Origin of the sequence: Bradyrhizobium prioriisuperbiae (genome assembly GCF_032397745.1) — a bacterium.
GTDB classification, from domain to species: domain Bacteria; phylum Pseudomonadota; class Alphaproteobacteria; order Rhizobiales; family Xanthobacteraceae; genus Bradyrhizobium_A; species Bradyrhizobium_A prioriisuperbiae.
Window position 1 is genome coordinate 7,509,263 of the sequence record NZ_CP135921.1, and the last position, 19,553, is coordinate 7,528,815.

Annotated in this window: 12 protein-coding genes (1 of these 12 cut by a window edge); all 12 read right to left on the reverse strand. The window is 62.2% G+C overall.

The features are described 5' to 3' along the window. Nucleotides 1-7,581 carry the 5' portion of a non-ribosomal peptide synthetase gene (locus RS897_RS34940; protein ID WP_315833220.1) on the reverse strand. Its footprint begins 2,193 nt before the window's first position, so 7,581 of the gene's 9,774 nt are visible here — the first part of the coding sequence; it begins with the start codon at nt 7,579-7,581; the stop codon falls past the left edge of the window. A 62-nt stretch (nt 7,582-7,643) separates the two neighbouring features. After that, a complete protein-coding gene (locus RS897_RS34945) occupies nt 7,644-8,615 on the reverse strand; it encodes a TauD/TfdA family dioxygenase (RefSeq protein WP_315833221.1) in 972 nt (323 codons plus the stop codon). 145 nt (nt 8,616-8,760) lie between these two features. Further along, nucleotides 8,761-9,507 (reverse strand): thioesterase II family protein, encoded by a 747-nt coding sequence (locus RS897_RS34950; protein ID WP_315833222.1) that lies wholly within the window; start codon nt 9,505-9,507, stop codon nt 8,761-8,763. A gap of 19 nt (nt 9,508-9,526) precedes the next feature. Further along, a complete protein-coding gene (locus RS897_RS34955; protein WP_315833223.1) occupies nt 9,527-9,754 on the reverse strand; it encodes an MbtH family protein in 228 nt (75 codons plus the stop codon). Nucleotides 9,755-10,052: 298 nt separating this feature from the next. Continuing rightward, nucleotides 10,053-12,383: a TonB-dependent receptor gene (locus tag RS897_RS34960; protein ID WP_315833224.1), complete on the reverse strand. Its 2,331-nt coding sequence runs from the start codon at nt 12,381-12,383 to the stop codon at nt 10,053-10,055. Nucleotides 12,384-12,659: 276 nt separating this feature from the next. Then, nucleotides 12,660-13,004, reverse strand: coding sequence for a DUF3325 domain-containing protein (locus RS897_RS34965; protein WP_315833225.1), 345 nt, complete (start codon nt 13,002-13,004; stop codon nt 12,660-12,662). Beyond that, on the reverse strand, nt 12,997-14,550 hold the full coding sequence (locus RS897_RS34970; protein WP_315833226.1) for a PepSY-associated TM helix domain-containing protein: 1,554 nt from the start codon (nt 14,548-14,550) through the stop codon (nt 12,997-12,999). The genes RS897_RS34965 and RS897_RS34970 overlap by 8 nt, the downstream gene beginning before the upstream one ends. A gap of 1 nt (nt 14,551) precedes the next feature. Beyond that, nucleotides 14,552-14,911 carry a hypothetical protein gene (locus tag RS897_RS34975; protein WP_315833227.1) on the reverse strand — a complete coding sequence of 120 codons (360 nt, stop codon included), beginning with the start codon at nt 14,909-14,911 and terminating at the stop codon, nt 14,552-14,554. 130 nt (nt 14,912-15,041) lie between these two features. Further along, entirely contained in the window at nt 15,042-16,082 is a 1,041-nt protein-coding gene (locus RS897_RS34980; RefSeq protein ID WP_315833228.1) for a LysR family transcriptional regulator, read from the reverse strand. Between the two features lie 600 nt (nt 16,083-16,682). Further along, nucleotides 16,683-17,063, reverse strand: a complete 381-nt coding sequence (locus RS897_RS34985; RefSeq protein ID WP_315833229.1) for a helix-turn-helix domain-containing protein — start codon at nt 17,061-17,063, stop codon at nt 16,683-16,685. Nucleotides 17,064-17,550: 487 nt separating this feature from the next. Then, nucleotides 17,551-18,306 carry a carbonic anhydrase gene (locus RS897_RS34990; RefSeq protein ID WP_315833230.1) on the reverse strand — a complete coding sequence of 252 codons (756 nt, stop codon included), beginning with the start codon at nt 18,304-18,306 and terminating at the stop codon, nt 17,551-17,553. Nucleotides 18,307-18,702: 396 nt separating this feature from the next. Next, on the reverse strand, nt 18,703-19,497 hold the full coding sequence (locus tag RS897_RS34995) for a hypothetical protein (RefSeq protein ID WP_315833231.1): 795 nt from the start codon (nt 19,495-19,497) through the stop codon (nt 18,703-18,705). Nucleotides 19,498-19,553 lie beyond the last annotated feature (56 nt).

A 19,553-nucleotide genomic window follows, 5' to 3' on the forward strand; every position in this document is an offset into this window, starting at 1 on the left:
GCCGGCGAGACGCTGGATTTCATAAAGCGGAGTCCAGCCAAACTCACGCAGTGCCAGGTTCTGCTCCTGCAGCGTCCGCAGCCAGGCGCCGACTTTGGTCTGCGAGCTGGCGGAGTCCACCACCGGCAAGGTGTTGATAAACAGCCCCACCATTTCCTCGGAACCGGTCAACTCCTCCGGACGACCGGACACCGTGGCGCCGAAACTCACGGCATGCTGCCCGGTGTAACGCCGCAACAACTGGGCCCAAGCGCCCTGCACCAGCGTGTTCAGCGTCACTCGCTCGCGCTTGGCGAACGCCTGCAGCCGTCCAGTCAGGTCGGTATCCAGCAAAAGTGGGAGTGATCCATGACCGCTACGTTGGCCATCAGCCGGTCTCTCCAGCGCATCGGCCAACAAGCTCGGCTGCTCGAGTGCGGCCAATGCGTCGCGCCAGAACTTCGCTGACGCATCACGGTCGCGCGCCTCGAGCCAGCCGATGTAATCGCGATAACGTCCCTGCACCGCCGGCAGCGTTTCGCCGCCCTCATGCTGCAGCACCTCCGCGACCAATCGCGCCGAGCTCCAGCCGTCCAGCAGAACGTGATGATAGGTCCAGATCAGCCAGTGGTTGTTATCGCCCAAGTGGATCAATCGCACACGCTGCAGCGGTGGTTGCGACAGGTCGAAGCCTTGTGCCCGTTCCGCACGCGAGGCCTCCGCAAGTGCCGCATCCAGCTCAGGGCGATCAAGCGTCGCCGCCCGCTCGCGCCAATCCTCCTCGGTGAACGGCACTTCGACCTGGCGATGGACCACCTGCTGCGCCGTGCCCGACAGTCCTTGCCAGACAAAGCCGGTTCGCAACACCGCATGGCGGCTGCTCACCGCCTGCCAGGCGATCCGCAGCTTCGACGCATCGAGCCCACGGATCTCCAGCGCGACCTGATTGACATAAACGCCGCTCTCGGCGTCACGCAGGGCGTGGAACAACATGCCCTGCTGCATCGGCGACAGCGGGTACACGTCCTCGATAGTGCGCCAGTCCAGTTGGAGCGAATCGAGCTCGCTCTGGTTCAGGCCCGACAGCGCCACGTCCGAAGGCGTCACGCCGGACGCGCCGCCGGTGCAGTGCGCCACCAGTTGGCGCAGCGCCGAACCATAAGCCTCCGCCAACCGTTCGATGGTCGCGCGCTGGTAGCGCTTGCGGCCATAACCGAACGACAGCTGCAGCCGCCCGTCCCGCACCTGGCCGTTGATGCTGAGCCAGCGTCCGAGCGGCGCAGCTGCGCTGCGCATCGGACCTGCGCTCTCGCGCGCCACGGCAAACGCCGCCCCCTCACCGAGGCTGCTGTCGAACTGGCCCAGATAATTGAACACGATGCGGGGATCGTCGATCGCCGACAGCGCCTGACGCTGCGTGTCGCTGCCAAGATACCGCAGCACACCGTAACCGAGCCCACGGCCGGGAACGCCGCGCAACTCTTCCTTCACCGTCTTGATCAGCGCCGCGTCGTCCAGCGCGCCGCCCTTGAGCCGCACCGGGAACAGCGTGGTGAACCAGCCGACCGTGCGGGAAACCTCCGCGCCCGCGAACACATCCTCGCGGCCATGGCCCTCGAGCTCGACCAGCACCTCGTCGAGTCCGGACCACTGCCGCAGCGATCGCGCCAACGCCGCCAGCAGCAGATCGTTGACCTGGGTTCGATAGGCCGACGGCGCGTCCTTCAGCAGCCGCGATGTCAGCGCGGCGTCGACGACCAGCGACACCTCTTCGGTATCAGCAACACGATCGATGCCACCGTGGTCATCGTCGCAGGGCAACCTCGTTTCGCTGCGTCGCGCCTGCCAATACGGCAGCTGCGCGGCCAGCTCATCCGTCCCGGCATAGACCTGAAGCCGTGCCCCCCATGAGGCATACGGCTGGCTCTTGGGCGGAAGCGTGACCGTCGCGCCGGAAACCAACTGGCCATAGGCCGCTGCGACATCCTCCAGCAGCACACGCCACGACACGCCGTCCACCACCAGATGGTGGATCGCGACCAAGAGCCGCTGGCTCCCGTCAATGAGATCCATCCCCACGGCCCGCAGCAGCGGGCCCAACGACAGCGACAGGCTGGCCTGCGCTGATGAGGCGACCGCAGTGACCTCGGTGGCGGCCTTGATTCTGTCGCGGACCCACAGTAGCTCCGAGGCCACTGGCGCAGCGCCGTGCTCGGCACTCCACACGCCATTGGTTTCGGCAAAGCGCAGCCGCAGCGCATCGTGATGGGCGACCACCGCTTCGAGGGCCCGACCGAGGACGTTCCAGTCCAGCCGATCCTTCGGCTGCAACAGCACGGCCTGATTCCAGTGATGCCGTTCGCCTGCATCCTCGCCAAAGAATTTGAGTTGAATCGGCAACAGCGTGTGCGGGCCTGCCACCTTGGCTTCATCGGAAGGCGCCTTGCCCGTCTTCCTTGCGGCTGGCGGCGCGACCTTGGCCGCGATCTCCGCCAAACCCGCGATGGTCTGTCGCTCGAATACCTGCTTCGGCGTCAGCTTGAGGCCGCGCTTGCGCAACCGCGCGATGATCTGCAGGCTGAGAATGGAATCGCCGCCGAGCTCGAAGAAATTGTCGTCGCGGCCGATCTGGTCGCGTCCCAGCACCTCGCCCCACACCGCTGATATCGCCTGCTCGACCTCGCCCTGTGGCGCCGCATAAGCCTTGGCGGCAACGTCCAGGTCCGGCACCGGCAGCGCCTTGCGGTCGACCTTGCCGTTTGCGGTCAGCGGCAACCGCTCCAGCAGCATGATCCGCGCCGGCACCATGTAGTCCGGCAACACCATCGCGAGCTGCTGCTTGATTGCCTCGGCATCCAGCGCTGCGCCGGCGCCAGGCACGCAATAGGCAACGAGGTGCTGGCGGTCTTCCCCGTCAGCAACATTGCGCACAAGAGCAATCGCATCCGCCACGCCGTCGAGCGCCTTGAGCACACGCCCCACTTCGCCAAGCTCGATACGATAGCCGCGCAGCTTGACCTGATCGTCGCCCCGGCCGAGGAATATCAGGCGACCGTCCTGGTCGCAGCGGACGAGATCGCCGGTGCGATAGAGACGCTCACCCGGCGCTCCGAACGGGTCCGGCACAAAACGTTCGGCCGTGAGATGCGGCGCACGGCGATATCCCCGGGCGAGGCCAGCCCCGCCGATGAACAGCTCGCCGGTGACACCGATCGGGACTTCGTTCAGCGCGTCGTCAAGCACGTAAGCGCTGAGATTGGCGAGCGGCAGGCCGACCGGAATCTGCAGGGACGCATCCACCACATCGCATTCGTGGGTCAGCACACCGACCGTGGTCTCGGTCGGACCATAGTGGTTGATGATGCGGCAGTGCGGACGCAGCCGCCGCACCTCCTCCACCAGCGCTGGATCGCAGGCTTCACCGCCCAGCACCAGGACATCGCGCGGCAGCAGATCGACTGAGCGCGAGGCCTGCAGCAAGCCGCGCAGATGGCTCGGCACAATCTTGAGGATGCCGACCTCGCCGTCCCGCATCGCCTGGGCAAAGGCATCGGCATCGAACACCTTGTCCGGCGGCAGCAGATGCAGTGTTGCACCCGAAGCGAGCGCGCCGAACAGCACGGTGTGACCGAGATCAGCCGCCACCGTGGACACCATGGCCATGCTGGCCCCCGGCGCCGGCTGCAACCGCCGCAGCAGCGCCTGCACATAATTGGCCAGGGCGCCGTGCGACACCGCCACGCCCTTGGGCTTGCCGGTCGAGCCGGATGTGTAGATCACATAGGCGGACTGTGCCGGATGGATCGCAACCGCGGGAGACGTCGTCGGCAAGCCGTCGAGCGTCGCCGGCGCATCGAGGTCGAGCACCACACCATCCAGGGTGCGGGCCTGCGGCAGCGTCTCGCCGGCCGCCAGCACGATCCCGATCCGGCCATCCCTGAGCACCTGCTGCACGCGCTCGACCGGCCATTTCGGATCGAGCGGCACATAAGTGCCCCCCGCCTTCAGCACACCGAGCAGAGCCGCGACAAAAGTGATCGAGCGCTCGATCCAGAGCGCCACCGGTTGTTCGCGCGTGACGCCCTCGGCGATCAATCGTTGCGCAATAAGATTGGATTGCCGCGCGAGGTCGGCGACTGTCAGCACCTCGTTGCCACAGCGCAAGGCGATGGCGGACGGGCGATCGGTGGTTGCGGCCTCGCGCAACGCAAGGATATCGTCGAATGCAAATGCCGCCGTCTCAGCGGCGACCGTCTGCCGATGCGAGGCCTCGATGGTGAAGGACGACAATTGCCGGCTTGCATCTTCGGCGACCTGCCGCAGCAGAGCGCCGAACTGGGTCGCCATCCGCGAAATGGTCGGCGCGTCGAACAGATCAGTGGCGTAATTGAAGGTCGCCCGCATGCCCTTCGGACCATCGACGATGTCCAGGGCCAGATCGAAGTGCGAGCCGGCGAGATCGATGATGCGGGTCTCTGCAGCAATGCCGTCGACGGCTGCAAAGCCGCGCGGCGCGGCCATATAGTTGAACTTGGCCTGGAACAGCGGATTGTGGCTGGTGCTGCGATCGGGCTGCAGGCCGTCGACCAGCATCTCGAATGGCAGATCCTGATGCGCCAGCGCGGCGATGACCGCGTCCTTGGCCTGCCGCAGCAAGGCGGGAAATGCGATGTCGTCGGCAATCTCGGCGCGCAGCACCAGGGTGTTGACGAAGAACCCGATCAAGCGCTCGACCTGCGCATGACGGCGACCGGCGACCGGCACCCCGATCCGCAGATCGGTCTGGCCGGTGTAGCGATACAGCAGGGTCTGATACGCAGCGAGCAGCAGCATGAAGACGCTGGCCTGGTGACGCCCGGCAAGCGCTCGCAGTTGCGCCGCCAGGGCCGCGTCGATGTGCAGCTCCAGTGTGTCACCGTGATGGCTCTGCACCCTCGGCCGCGGCCGATCCAGCGGCAGTGCCAGCACAGGATGGCTATCACTCAACTGAGCGCGCCAGTAGGCCAGCTGCCGCTCACCCTCACCCGCCGACAGCCACGCGCGCTGCCAGGCCGCATAATCGGCGTATTGGATCGCGAGTTCGGCTGATGGCACCGCATGGCCCTGAACAAAGCCGCGGTAGAGGCCGGCGAGTTCGTCCAGCAGGACGTTCAACGACCAGCCATCGACCACGATGTGATGCGCCAGCAGCAGCAGTTCATGGTCCGTATCGGCGAAGCGGAGCAGATTGACACGCAGCAAAGGTCCCTGGACCAGGTCGAAGGGTTTTGCCAGTTCCTCTTTAGTCAGCGTCGCGGCCATCGCCACGCGCGCCGCTTCAGGATGACGACCAAGGTCCGTCTGCGCAAACGGCGCCGGCAGCGCATCGTGAATGACCTGCATGCCCCGCCCCTCATGGGCGAGGAACGTGGTCCGCAAGACTTCATGGCGCCGCACGATCTCAGTGACCGCTTGTGCAAGCGCCTGCGGATCGAGCGCTCCCGTCAGCCGGATGGCGCCGGCCACCGTATAGGCGGTGCTGGCCGGATCCATGTTCCACAGAAACCAGAGCCGCTCCTGGGCGTGGGACAAGAGCAGCCGATTCTCGCCGGTCGTCTGCACAACCTGCGGCACCACCGTCGTCTTCGTCTGCATCAACGTCGCGACGTGCGCGGCAAACGCTGCGAGTACCGGCGTATCGAAGAAGCTTCGCAGTTCCAGTTCGACGTCGAAACTGTCACGGATCGCCGAAGCCACCTGGCCGGCGGCGATCGAGTTGCCGCCGAGCGCGAAGAAATCGTCTTCCAGCCAAACACGTTCGACACCGAGCGCATCGCACCAGATCGCGCCGATGGCCTGCTCCTGCTCCGTCGCCGGTGCGGTGCCCGTTCGTTCCGGTGCGGCCTCGCCACGCGGCCGGCCGTTCTCGAACACCATGAAGCTGTCGAGTTCGCCAGTCGCCCAGCGTGCACTGCAGGCGGAGCGCTGTCGCTTGCCGCTGGTCGTCAGCGGCATGCCCTGCGGATTGAGCAGCACCACGACTGCGGGATGCTCCTGACACTGTCTGACAACAGCATCGCTGATCTCGCCGGCAAGCTGTTCCGGCGCCAAACGCTTGAGGGTGCTGCGGCTGAATTCAGCGGCCACGCCAATGCCTTCGCGGCCTTCGACCTGAACCGGAAACACCGCGACGCGGCCGCTGCGGACGGATGTCACCTCGGATTCGACGGCCTGTTCGATATCGAAGGGATAGACATTCTGGCCACGGACGATCAGCAGGTCCTTCAGCCGCCCGGTGACGACCAGCAGGCCATCGCGCAGAAAACCGAGATCGCCGGTGCGCAGCCAGCGCACGCCGTTATCCGTCACAAAGACGGCCTGGGTCGCTTCGGGGTTGTTCCAGTATCCCTGAGCCAGACTTGGACCCGCGACCCAGATTTCTCCGATCGTATCGAGCGCCTGCTCTCCCGAGCCGTCCGTTCGCATGATCCGAACGGCATGGGCGGGCGCCGGCCGGCCACAGAATGCAAGCTCGGAGACCTGTGAAGCTGGCTCGGCCGCCGCCACTTCAACCACCCGCCCTTCGGTCAATGCGACGGATTCAATCGCAAGGCTTACCGGGCCGTCGGTCCGGCAGCCACCCGCCACAAACAAAGTGGCCTCGGCGAGGCCATAGCAGGGAGTCAAGGCACGGCGATCGAACCCGGCCATCGCAAACCGTGCCGCAAACCGCTCCAGGGTTTGCGGGCGAACGAACTCCGATCCGGAAAACGCCACGCGCCATCGGCTCAAGTCGAGCTGGGACAGGCTTTCGTCGGAGACGCGATCCGCGCACAATGCAAACGCGAAATCAGGACCGCCGCTGATGGTGCCGCCATGGCGCGCGATGGCCTCGAGCCAGCGCCGCGGCCGCTCCAGGAAGTTGCGCGGCGACATCAAAACGGATGGAATGCCCTTGTAGAGCGGGCTGATCAAGCCGCCGATCAGTCCCATGTCGTGATAGAGCGGAAGCCAGCTGACGAAGATATCGTCATGTGTCGAATTGTGCGCGACATCGATGGCGACGGCATTGGCAGCCAGATTGGCCTGCGTGACGCAGACGCCCTTGGGCTGCGACGTCGAGCCGGACGTATATTGCAGGAATGCGACGGCGGCGTCCTCGATCGAGCCAGGCTGCCAATCGTCGGCACCGACGAATGGAAACGTATCCAGGTGCAGCACATGGACGCCGGGCGCATCGGACAGAAGGGCTTCGATCCCCGCCTGCTGATGGGACTCGGTCAGGATGAAACGCGGCGTGGCATCGCGCAGAATTCCGTTCAGGCGGCCGGCATAACGATCGGTGCCGTCAGGTGGATAAGCCGGAACGGCGATCACGCCCGCGTACAGGCAGGCATAGAACGCGGTCACATAGTTCGCACCGGTCGGCAGCAGGATCACGGCACGCTCGCCGACGCCACCCAGTTGCTGCAGCCGCGCCGCCAAGGCGCGGATCCGGGCATCGAGCTGGGTGAATGTCAGCTCCGTGGCGACCGCATCGCCTTCAAGAAAGCGCAGGGCAAGAGCATCCGGCCGCGATCCGGCATGGCTGCGCAGGCGTTCGACGAGAGTGTCGTTATGCATCGGTCCGTCAATCCAGTCCGGTGCGCAGCCAAAAGCCGGCGCACGCTTGCCACGAATATCGATCAAGCTTGCCGGTGTGCCTCAGCCATGGCGACAATCACCTTGCGCGGCCCCTTGAAGGGCGCCCGCGCATGCGCGGTGAGCATGTTGTCCAGCATCACCACGTCGCCGGTCTGCCAGGGGAAGCTGATCTTGTGGGTCTCGAGCACGCCGCGCACGGTGTCGAGCGTCTCGTCGTCGATGGGTGTACCGTCGCCATAGAGCACGTTGCGCGGCAGATCGACCTCGTCGCCGACAATGTCGAGCAGGCTCTCGCGCACCTCCGGCTCCAGGTTGGAGCTGTGGAACAGATGCGCCTGGTTGAACCAGACCCAGTCACCGGTGACCGGATGCTTTGCGGCGCCCTGGCAGACCTGGCGTGTGCGCAGCTCGCCATCATCTTTCCATTCGCAGTCGATGCCATGGCCGGCACAATACGCCTCCACCTCGGACCTGGATTCGGTGCCGAACACCTGCTGCCAGTCGACATCGAGGCCGCTGCCGTAGTTGCGGACATACATCAGGCCCTTTTCGACAAAGCGCGCGCGGATGGCCTGGGGCATGTCGCGATAGATGGCGCGGCTGTCGGCGATCGGGGTCTCGCCGCCCTCCTGCGCCGCCTGCATGCAGTAGAACCAAATCTTCATCGGCCAGTCGCGGGTGTAAGCCTGCTCGTTATGCAGCGGGATATGCTGGTGCGCCGGATATTCGGTCGAAGTGTACACGCCCTTGGTGACCAGCGACCGCGGGGTCGAGCCGAACTCATAAGTGAGCAGCGGATGGCCGAAATCGGCGGCGAAGGCGCGAAAGGCGTCCGGGCCGTCGAGGGCGAAATCGCGGAAGACCACGCCACCGCAGTCCAGCAAATGCTTGTCGACGGTGTCGCGCAGCAGCGGCAGCGCTTCACCCAGCGGCTGGCCTGCCGCCTCCCCGGCCTGCAGCAGGAGCGGCAATGGCTTGCCTTCGATCAGCGGACGGACGGAAAAAGCGCTCATGATGTCTTTCCTGCGAGAGCGAATGCCTCGGTTGACGAATTCGAAACTCGGGCCCAGCGATCACGGCCGACGTGCTGGACTTAAGCCTTGGCCTGAAGCCTTGGCCCGAAGTCTTGGCTTGAAGTCTTGGCTTGAAGTCTTGGCCTCAAGCCTGCCGGCTGAAATCCTGCGCCGGAAACATCCGTGCAGGCGGCGGCCGCCCGCCCTGCTCCACCAGCGCGGCAGCAACCAGCTTCAGGACGTCCGCCTGCTGGGCGTGGATGAAAAAATGATGCCCTTCCACGACATCGATCGCGAAGCCAGCGGCGGTTTCCTGGTGCCAGGCCTCCAGGGCCTCGCGGCTGGTCTTGTCATCGCTGCCGCCGAGCACCTGGATCGGACACGGCAGCGGCCCGCGCGGCCGATAGCCATACGCGCCGCACATCAGAAAATCGGCGCGCAGCACCGGCAGCGCCATCCGCATAATCTCGGGGTTGGACAGCGCCGCATCGGGCGTGCCCTGCAGGTCGCGCAACTGCCCGATCAACTCCTCGTCGCTCAGCGGCTGTTCCCACTTGCTGCCGTCGCGCACGGCCGGCGCTTCGGTGCCCGAAGCAATCAGCAGACGCGGCGCTTGCACGCCGCGATCGAGCAGCTCATGCGCCAGCTCGAACGCGATCAAGGCACCGAGGCTGTGCCCGAACAGGGCATAGGGTCCATCGATGCGGGGCAGAAGTTCGGCAGCGAGCATGGCCGCCAGACGATGCGGATCGGTGAGCAGCGGCTCGTCCAAACGAACGCCGCGCCCCGGCCATTCCACCGGCTGCACGTCGATCCATGACGGCAACAGCCTGCGCCATCGCGCATAGGCCATCGCACTCCCGCCGGAATATGGCAGACAGAAAAGCCGCATCGGAGACGATCTCCGCAGGTTATGAGGCGGATGACGAAGCGTTGTCGTCCATGAACTTGCGCAACGTCAGCGGGCGCATGTCGGTCCAGACCTGCTCGACATACTCCAGGCACTCCTTCTTGGTACCGGTCTTGCCGACGGCTTTCCAGCCGTTCGGAATGTCCTTGTACGTCGGCCAGATCGAATACTGTTCTTCGTGGTTGATCACGACGGTGAAGGTGACGTCGTCTCTATCGAAAACCATCATGATGTCTCGACCCCTTTCGCACCTGCAACGCAATTGCACAGAGGCTGACTAAGGCAGTTGCAAAGGAGGGTCAAAGCAATATCGATGCGCGAGTTTTTAATAGCTCCAAGGTACGATTTGTCTCAAATGCACTACGGAGCCTGCACGATTTGACAGTTGTTCAACGATGCGTGCGGCGCAGAATACCTCCCGACGAGATGTGTGACACAACAACATTGTCTTATCAGAGCCCGCGACGACACGAAAACGCCGCCGCGGTATTCCGCGGCAGCGCGATAGTTCTGCTGTACTATCGACCTCAGAAATTGAACGTGGTCGACACCAGATAGGTTCGCGGCGCACCGAGTGTAATGACGCCACTGTAGGCGGACGCCCAATAGGCTTCATTCAGCAGGTTCTCGACCTTGGCGCGGACGACGATTGGCTTGCCGTTCCATGGCGAGTCGAAGGCGTATCGCGCTCCGATGTCCACCCGGGTCCATGACGGCAGCTGAAGGGTGTTTATCTCGTTCGCGTACTGCTGGGCGGTGTAGATCACAGCACCCGTCAAGGTCAGGTCGCGGATGAACGGAACATCCCACTCGGCTCCCAGATTGACGTTCAACGTCGGCACGCCGATAGCCCACTTACCATCATTGAGGCCCCCTTGCGTCTTCGTCTGCCTGCCATCAATCCATGCCAAACCGCCGAGCAGCCGGATTGACGGAATGATTTCACCAAAGACGTTGAGCTCGACGCCGCGGTTGCGCTGCTCACCGTCAAGCTGCTGCGTATTCGATGCAGCCAAGGTGATCACGTTTGGCTTGGTGATGTCGAACACACTCAAGGTTGTCGTGAAGCGGCCCAGATCGACCTTCACGCCAGCTTCGGCCTGCTTGGTCTGATAGGGAGCAAAGATCGTCCCCACGTTGGCAAAGCCACTGCCAACGACAATGGCTGACTGAAGCCCTTCGATATAGTTCGCATAAAGCGAAATATTCTCGACCGGCTTGATCAGAACGGCATAGGCCGGGCTCCAGACCGAGCTGTCGGCCTGCGGCCTGCTCCCCGTACTCAAATAGCTGGTAACCTCGGTTCCGGCCGTCTGGCGCCGAACACCGACGGTAACCTGAAGTCGCTTGTTGAACATCGACATCGTATCAGAAACGCCGATGCTCGATAGCGAGACATCCGTCGCCTGGTTTACCTGCGGAATGGCTCCGTAAACTGGGCTTATGCTGCTGGGCGTAGAATAGAGATTCCAGGAGACGGCAGGCGCAGTTCGAACGACCTGAGTGTAGGTACGATCGTTCTCCGAATAATTCACATTCAACGCGTGATTGATCGGACCGGTATCCACCGAGGCGCGCACACCAGCTTCACCGGCGAATGTCTCGAAGGTTTCGTGCCCCAGGAAAGGCGTTCCTCGCAAACCACCCAATTGGAACTGGGTGAGCGTGGCATTTCGATTGGTCAGGGTCGGCGAGACCATGCTGTAGTCGATTTTGCTGTCGTGATAGCCGAAAGCGCCATACACGGTCGCCCAGTCCGTCACGTCGACTTCGCCGCGTACAGTGGTGAACGTATCGGTCGGCCTGTAGTAGGCCCAGTCCGGCTCAAAATTGCTGCCTGCCTTGGGCGCCGGCGGAATCGCGAACACCGTCGTAGGCGAAATCGTCAGGAAGCGCATCGGCCGGGTCAGATTATCGGATTGGTATCCGACGTCTGCGCTGACGCGAACCCGTTCGCCGCGATAATCGAGGCCCAGCACGGCATTGCCGAATTCGTCGGTCTGGTTCCAGGGAGTTTTGCCGTTGCTGTAGCCGCCGTTGAACCGAACACCCCACTCCTTGTTCTCGCCGTAACGCCTGGCAATGTCGGTCTGCAGGCCGAACTGGGATTTCGACGCATAGGTCGCAGTCAGCTGGGTAATGTCGAAATCCGGGGCGTGCTTGGTGACGAGATTGACGCTACCGCCAACCGCACCGCCGCTGGCAACACCGGTGCCGCCCGCCGTCATTCCGTTCAGCAGCGCGCTCGGCCCCTTCAGCACCTCGACGCGGTCGACGAAGTTCGCTTGCGTGGAATAGTACGGCGCGATTCCGTAGAGGCCGTTCAATCCATAATCACCGCTGTCGTAGTAGAAACCGCGGATGAACAAGCCGTCGGCACCGCCACCGGCGGCCTGGATCACCCGCACCGAGGGATCGTTGATCAGCACGTCGCGAATCGTGCGCGCCTGCTGGTTCTGGATCAGTTGTGCGGTGTAATTGGTCTGGTTGAACGGTGTGTCCATCACACCGCGGTTGCCGAGCAGTCCGAGGCTGCCGCCCGTCGCAACCTGCCCGCCCGCATAGGGCGCCGGCGGCGCGCCGAGGGCCGCGGTCGAGGGTGACAGAAAACGAACCGGTTCGACCTGATGCGGCGCCGGAGCCGCGGCACGGCGGCGCACGGGGCCGGCTGCCGTGGCGCGCGACCTTGTCGCGGCTCGCCGCACGGCGGGTTTCGGCGCATCCACCGTCACCGCGGGAAGATTGCCCGCGGTCTGCGCATGCGCGACACCGCCAACAAAATCAGGTGAAAGAACGAGATAGCTCGCCGCACCGAGCAAAACCGCGCGTCGAACTCTCCTGGAAACAAGGTCGTGCATTGATCGTAGAACCCCAAAATCGCCGCACTGCGCGGCTCCCCAGGGTCCCCTAGCACGAACTTTTTTTATGCGTATCGCTGACGGTCTTAGAAGCCATCTAAGACACTATTTGGAACTGATCTAATGCTTCGCAGTAATGTTTTCCAAAGTTTGCTGAGCGAAGCAAGATGCCGATTTCTGCGCGAGATTCGCGAACGCGCGGACTTTGATCAAAGCGTGAGCGACCGAACGTCGCATCAGCAGATTGGAGTTATTCTATTCTCGGCTTACGATCTATTAGAGATCGCCCCTCGGGGCGGGTTCGATTCGGCGAAGAATCGCGACCACCATCCCAAACCAGCCCGGCCTCGAGGCCAGTGTCAGGGCAACGGCAATCGCCGCCACGCTGATCAGACACGACCACAGCAAGACTCCGAAGCTCGCGCCGTCGTGGGACACCGACATCGCAAACGTGGCGGCCAATGCCAGCCACCCCATGATGCGAAGCCGCCGCGCGACATGTGGCGGACAGCGGCTGGTCTCGACCATCCGTGTCCAGTGCTTGGCCTGGCTCAGCGCGAGAGACATGAAGCCACAATAGACGATGGCCGAGAGGCCAGTGACGAACAGCAGGTCACGCACGCTGCTCCTCCCCTGCAGGCCGGACGTTCGCGGGTCGCACCACAACACCGCGCAGCTTCAAGGTCGCGACAATGGCGAAGGCGGCGCCGAGCAGCAGCAAAAGATCCATTCCCGCGACGGGCCACAAGTAACGATGGCCGAGGGTCCGCAGCAGGGAATCGCCGGTGGTCACGGCGTTGAGCAGCACGGCCAGGATGGCGAGCCCGGCAATCGCCGCGCTCTGTTCGCGCCAGCCTTTGCGCCCCGACCGCAATCCGGCATGAATGAGGCTCGCGATCCAGACCGCATAGAATGTTTCGATCTCGACAGCCGACCGCCCGCCGAGCCCGAGCGGCAGCAGGCGATTGATCACGAAGAACGCGAGCGTCGCGACAATCAATCCGGTGACGCTGGCGGTTGCCAGCGTTTCGACCACTCGTACGCCGGACAGGCCCAGCACCGCATGACGCTGGCGGCGCGAATCAAGCCAGAACAGGAAGCCGGTGCCGATCAGCACGCAACCGGCAATGCCCAGCACAAAATAGAGCCAGCGCAGGGTCCAGTGGTGAAACTGGATGGCATGCAGGCCATAGAGGAAACGGAAGGTCGTCATCACCGGGGCGAGCTCGGCCTGCCGGAACAGCAGCGCGCCGGTGCCCGCGTCAAAGAACGCAGCCTTCGGCAGGCTCGTCACCTGCTCGATCGTCGAGGTGTTGATCTGGACGAACGCGGCCGCATCGCCGGGATAATACACCGTCACCGACGCGATCTGGTCCTGCGGCCAGAGCCGATGCACCTCAGCCGCCATGGTGTCGAACGAAGCAAGCGGTGGCCCCGGCTTGTTGCTCTTCGGACGCGAAAACGCGCCATAGGTTTCCTGGGTGAAGACCCGCAGCTTGGTCGGACCGTAAGCCGCGATCCAGCCGCTCGGAAAGTACAGGTTGAAGAAGATCACCAGCCCCGACAGCGTGATGACCAGATGAAACGGCAGACCGAGCACACCGGCCAAGTTGTGCAGATCAAGCACCGCGCGCCGGCGATTGCGCTGCGGCCGGAACGTGAAGAAGTCGACGAAGATCTTGCGATGAATGATGACGCCGGAAACGCAGAGCACCAGCATCGCCATCCCAGCCGCGCCGACCAGCCAGAAGCCGATATTCAGCAGGTACAAATGCAGGTGGTAGTGGAAGGGATAGAGAAAGCCCGATCCCGCCAGCGTGCCCGGATCCGGCAATTGATTGCCGGTCGCCGGATCGTTGTAACGCAGCACAACGCCCGCGGTCCCGCGCCAGCCGGTGCGCACCACCGGCAGGCGGTCGTTGGGCATGAAGATGTTCCAGGTCGGGGCGCCTACTGCGGCCGCTTCAGCATAGGTCGCGCGCTGGGCATCCAGCGAGATCACAGCCGACGGCATCTCCAGCCTGGTGGTCGGAGCCATCCAGCGGTCGATCTCCTTATCGAACACCGACAAGGTCCCCATCCAGAACACAGCAAACAGCACGGAGCCGAGCACGACACCCGCCCAGGTGTGGAGCCAGTTCATCGACTGCCGAAAGGTTGGCTCCATCTCAGTGACCATACGGGCCGATCAGGGCCGCCAACCCAAGACTGCCCGCACCCAACGCAGCAAAGAGCAGAAACAATCGCGGCAACCTCTGCATCGAAAACCCGCAGATCAACAGCGCGAGATAGAACAGGAAGCCGAGCATCGAGGCGAGGACGACCGCTTCGTTGCGCGCGATCCCCGCAGCCAGCGGCAGGCCGGCGGCGATCAGCGCAACAAGCCCGGACGCCACGGCATAGCCGCCGACAACAACAAGCACGATCCGCACCACAACAGACACGCCGATCTCCACTGCTTCCCGCCGACGATAGGCAACCAACACCATGACAATAGAATTAAACCGGGCCTCAATACCAACCATCATGCCGGAAAAACAGCGGCAAATCCTGAATGCAGCATTGCTCTGAACAAGCGATTGCTCCCGCGACTCTCCCCGTGGCGGCAGGCATCGGACAATCATGAGAATTGAACAGACAGCGGCTTAGCGCCCGCGGCTATCGCGCGATCCCGGAATCGAGAAAGCCCTCAAATAGATTGGCGAGCGGAGCTCCCTTGTATGATTTCATGAGTTCATCGGGATGAATGAACTCATCGCTGAACCATGGAAAAGTACGGGCGTCGAACGCCTCCGCGGTCCAATCGATCAGCCGGCGCACCCGCGGAATTTGAGCCGCGTCCGGATGATACGCCAGCCATATGTCGTAGGGAAAAACGTGACCGATATTCACCGGCATTACGCGCGCGCCAATGGCCATCGCGTAGGTGGGCAACCAGCCAATGCCGGCACCCTTGGCAATTGCCCAATAGTGCGCGCTGCTGACGTTGTTGGTCATCGATACGAAACCGAGCTGCGGAACGCCCGGGAACACCTGATCATAACACTCGCCGGCCCGCGTCCGGTCGGCCATCTGAAGCACGATGCGATGTCTCAGCAGCTCTTCATGGGATGTCGGGCAACCGTAGGTGTCGACATACGAGCGCGATACAAACGGGAAAATATGCATCCGGCCAAGACGCACGCTCTTGAGATCCGGCGAAGTCGGCCGTTCAAGCTGGATCGCCACATCGGTTTCGACATCATCTGATATCATCGCACAGTTGAGATCGATGAGAAGTTTCGGATAGGCCCGCTGAAATTCAACCAGTCGCGGAACGACCCAGAATGTGCCCAGCCCTTCGGTGACCGTCAGCCGGACCCTGCCCTCGATCGGCTTGCTGCGGTCGCTCGCTTTGGCAAAACTGAACGAAGCCGTTTCCATCTGCGCAGCGATCGTCAACAATGGCTGCCCCTCGGGCGTGACCGTTACTCCTGTCACTTGCCGCGTCAGGAGTTTGAGCCCGAGCGCGTGCTCCAGATCCATGATGCGCCGGCGCAGCAGATTGATCGAAACATTGGTTCGTTCCGCCGCAGCACGAAAACTGCCGCAGCGGGCAACCTCGAGGAACCAGCGAATACTCTCCCAGTCAGGAGATGTCCTGCGGGAGGACTCGCCGCGGTTTCCCGATGGAGCGCCCCGTTGCCGATTTGACTGCATGCGTCTCCTCGCCTGCGGAATATCTTCGCAAACTAATCCTGCGAGAACAACGGCGATGGTGGATCGTGACTAACGAGACGCTCGTTGGTATTTATGTGTGGGAACATCATCCCAAGGCAGGCTGCGGTATCGCGATTCCTGTTGATGCGCGGTCGCGAAAAGTTCTGTTGTCGATAATCGCACGTCGCGTGCCGATGGACTTGGCGCAGGAATAGCCGGCAGGATCACACATGCTGATCATCGAAAACCGCGAAACTGCGTTGATATGAACGCGCACGCGGACTGGCGCTGAGAAATGAAACAACATCGAGACCAGTCGATCATTGACGATCTGGCCAGAGGACCATCGTGATCGTCCCAAGCCGATCCTGCCGCAAGGCTGCGGGCACATCAGCATCGAAAGGCCGGTAGGGCGCAGGAGATCAGCCGCCCGTAAAGATAAGGTCGCGAAGCAAAAAACGGCGGGTTGAATGCCAGCGATCCGCCGGAGCCTGTCGTTCGAATTCAATCAGAACGGAGTGAGCTCACCTGACAGCCAGACTCGGATCTGGGTCCATCGATCCCAGGCAGCCAATTGATCCGGCTACCGGCGCCCGAGCGTTACTTGTCGGCCAGTTTTTCGCAGAGATCGACAACCAGATTCTGAACGCTGGCATCCTTGATCCGCGCGAAATTCTTCAGCAGGGTGATCGCGCGCGTACTGGTGATGAACTCCTGCACGCCAATATCACTCGAGCGAGAGCCAGGTTTGGCGTACCGATCCTCTCCATAGAACGAGCTGATGGGCATCTTGAGGGCGAGCGCGATCTCGCGAAGCCGCGACGCGCTGACGCGATTTTCGCCTCGCTCATATTTCTGCAGTTGTTGAAATGCCACGCCGAGGCGATCGGCCAGATCTTCTTGTGACATCGATCTCGAAAGCCGCTGAGCACGGATTCTCTTGCCGATTTCGAGGTCATAGGCGCCAGTCTTGCGATTCATCGGCTCAAGCATGTCCTTTGTACCTGTCTAATCCCGGATATGAGACGATATCCGGTGACGTTGCGAACGCTTCCCTCGCCGGTCGGCAGAGGAATCGTCTTAGACTTTAGACAGAGTATTGTTTGCCTCGGAAACACTCCAGAGGATGCGGGTGTTTTGCGCAAATTTATGGTGTTCCACTGGTGGAACGCATGGCCTTTGCGGTGTCACGGCCTCGCGATAGCCAAGCAACCACCCCTGCCGATTACGCCGTGGACGCGCATCGCCATTGATGATCAAGCTTGTTGGCAGACTTGCAAAACAGGCACAAATCCGCCTTGCCGCTTCATAAAGAATACCATTTGGGGCAATCGATTGGCAACATAATTGCGCGGTTGCGCCCCTTGTCCGGCGCATTCAAAACTTGATCGTTTCATTTTACGCGAGGCGGCATGTCCCTGCCCGGCGCCGGGACATGGCCCGGCCTCGGCACAAGCGACAATGGGTATCACGAGATCATTGCAACCCTGCCGGTGGCAAGTTCATAAATCCCCCCGGCCACCAGCACCTTTTTCTCCGCCACGGCCTTGCTCAAAATCGGTGTCGCGGTCCTGAGCGCCTCCATGGTCCGGATCACATTGCGACGGGTCGCATTGTCGAGCAGGTTTCCGGGCTGATTGAGTACGTCTTTCACCGACGGGCTGAGAGCCTCGACAAGGGACGGCAGGTGGCCGGGCAAGGTCGTATTGTCCTGGATCGATTTGATCGTCGCGTCGACCGCGCCGCAGGCCTGGTGACCGAGCACGAGGATCATCGGCAGCGCCAGCACGTGCACGGCATATTCGAAGCTGGCAATGCTTTCGGCGTTGGCGAAATTCCCGGCGACGCGGCAGACAAAGAGATCGCCGCGCCCGGTATCGAAACAGTATTCCGGCGCAATGCGCGAATCCGCGCAAGAGAGAATGCCGGCGAAAGGGTTCTGCCCGAGGGTCAGCGGCTCGCGTTCATGCTTGAAGTCGTGGCGCCTGGACACGCCCTGGACATAACGTTCATTCCCCTTCATCAGCCGCGACAATGCGGCATCGGGCGATAGTACGTTGTCCGGTTTGGGCGGCGGCTTGTCCTTCGCAAAACCGGGACCACTCCACGCCAGCCCCGCCGTCACCCCCGCGGCGACCGCCAAAAAACGGCGCCGGGCAAAACGCAGACGGCGCGTGGCGGAGTTCGTGTCATGGGCCGCGTCCACATCGCATTGCAGGCACATGCTCACCCCTCGTGAATGAATAAAACAAGATGAAACCACCGGCGCACAAAGCTAACGGCCCGGCCAAAGCTTATTTACGATAATCATCGCATGGGACGCTCGCGTCCGTAGAAGCCCGCGTCAGCGGTTTCCAATTCTCGTGCGTGTCATGACACCGCTGTGGATCGCCTGAAGCGAGGCGACAGCATTGTGCAAATGCGAAGATGCACAACAAAAGGTTATCGCGCATCACTATAACCTCACGTCCCTCCGCCTCTACATTGGCAAAAGTCCATGACTGCACCGACCTCGATGGCGGCCAACCCTAAACCTGACGCTACATCGTCGACGTGACCGAGACCGGCAAACCGGACGATGTCATCGGTTGTCGCCGACCCGCGCCCCCTAGGCATTCGTCTATGTCCCCTGGGGAAGAGCCGTTTGAAAGTCGCGCCCCTTTACCTTGCTGCCGATCCAGCCAAACAAACGCGACACCATCGCGGCGGTTGCCACCTGGGTTAAAAAATAGAGACCCCCGAAGAAAATGATCTGAAGAGCTGCAGGCCAGTCGGATGAACTGACGGACCAGTCGGGTGACGTGGTGGATGTGTCGCTAATGAGGACCCCAAGCAACAGCGTCCCGAGCAAGACGAGACACATTGCCAGGACCGGAAGAAGCCACACTAAAAAAAATGCTTTAAGAATGAGCCACAACTGTCCCCGCGTGTCGGCAATGGCATTGTCCAGCGACGCACCACTTGCATCAACCGCAATCGCAGGAAAGAGGACAATCATTCGTAACAATGGAATGCACAGAAGCAACGTTCCGACAAACGCAACTATGCTCCATTGATCCGCTGACGTTATCAGGCTCACCACATAGGGCGGGAGAACAATGACGCCCCACCAGCAGATAGTCCAGATCAGCAATCGTTGGAAGCGATGGTCGAACGGATCAAGGCGATAACGAGACGCGGCTTCACCGAGAATCAGCAGCCGATAGATTGCGACATCGAGCGGCAAGAGCAGGATGGAACAAACCAGATTGACGGGCTCCTGGAGCGACAAGCGATCCGACAAGGCGAGAACCTTGATAGCCTCCGCACTCAAAATGATCAGAAGGCCGATCAATGAGAGCCATCGCAGTCGGGTCATCGCGTCAATCGTGTCGCGCCAAATCGCGCGGAATGACGGCGGCGAGGTGTCGATCACGAAACCAGCCTTTCATTCTTGCCGGTATTGCCAAGATGCTTCGCCAGAAACGTATC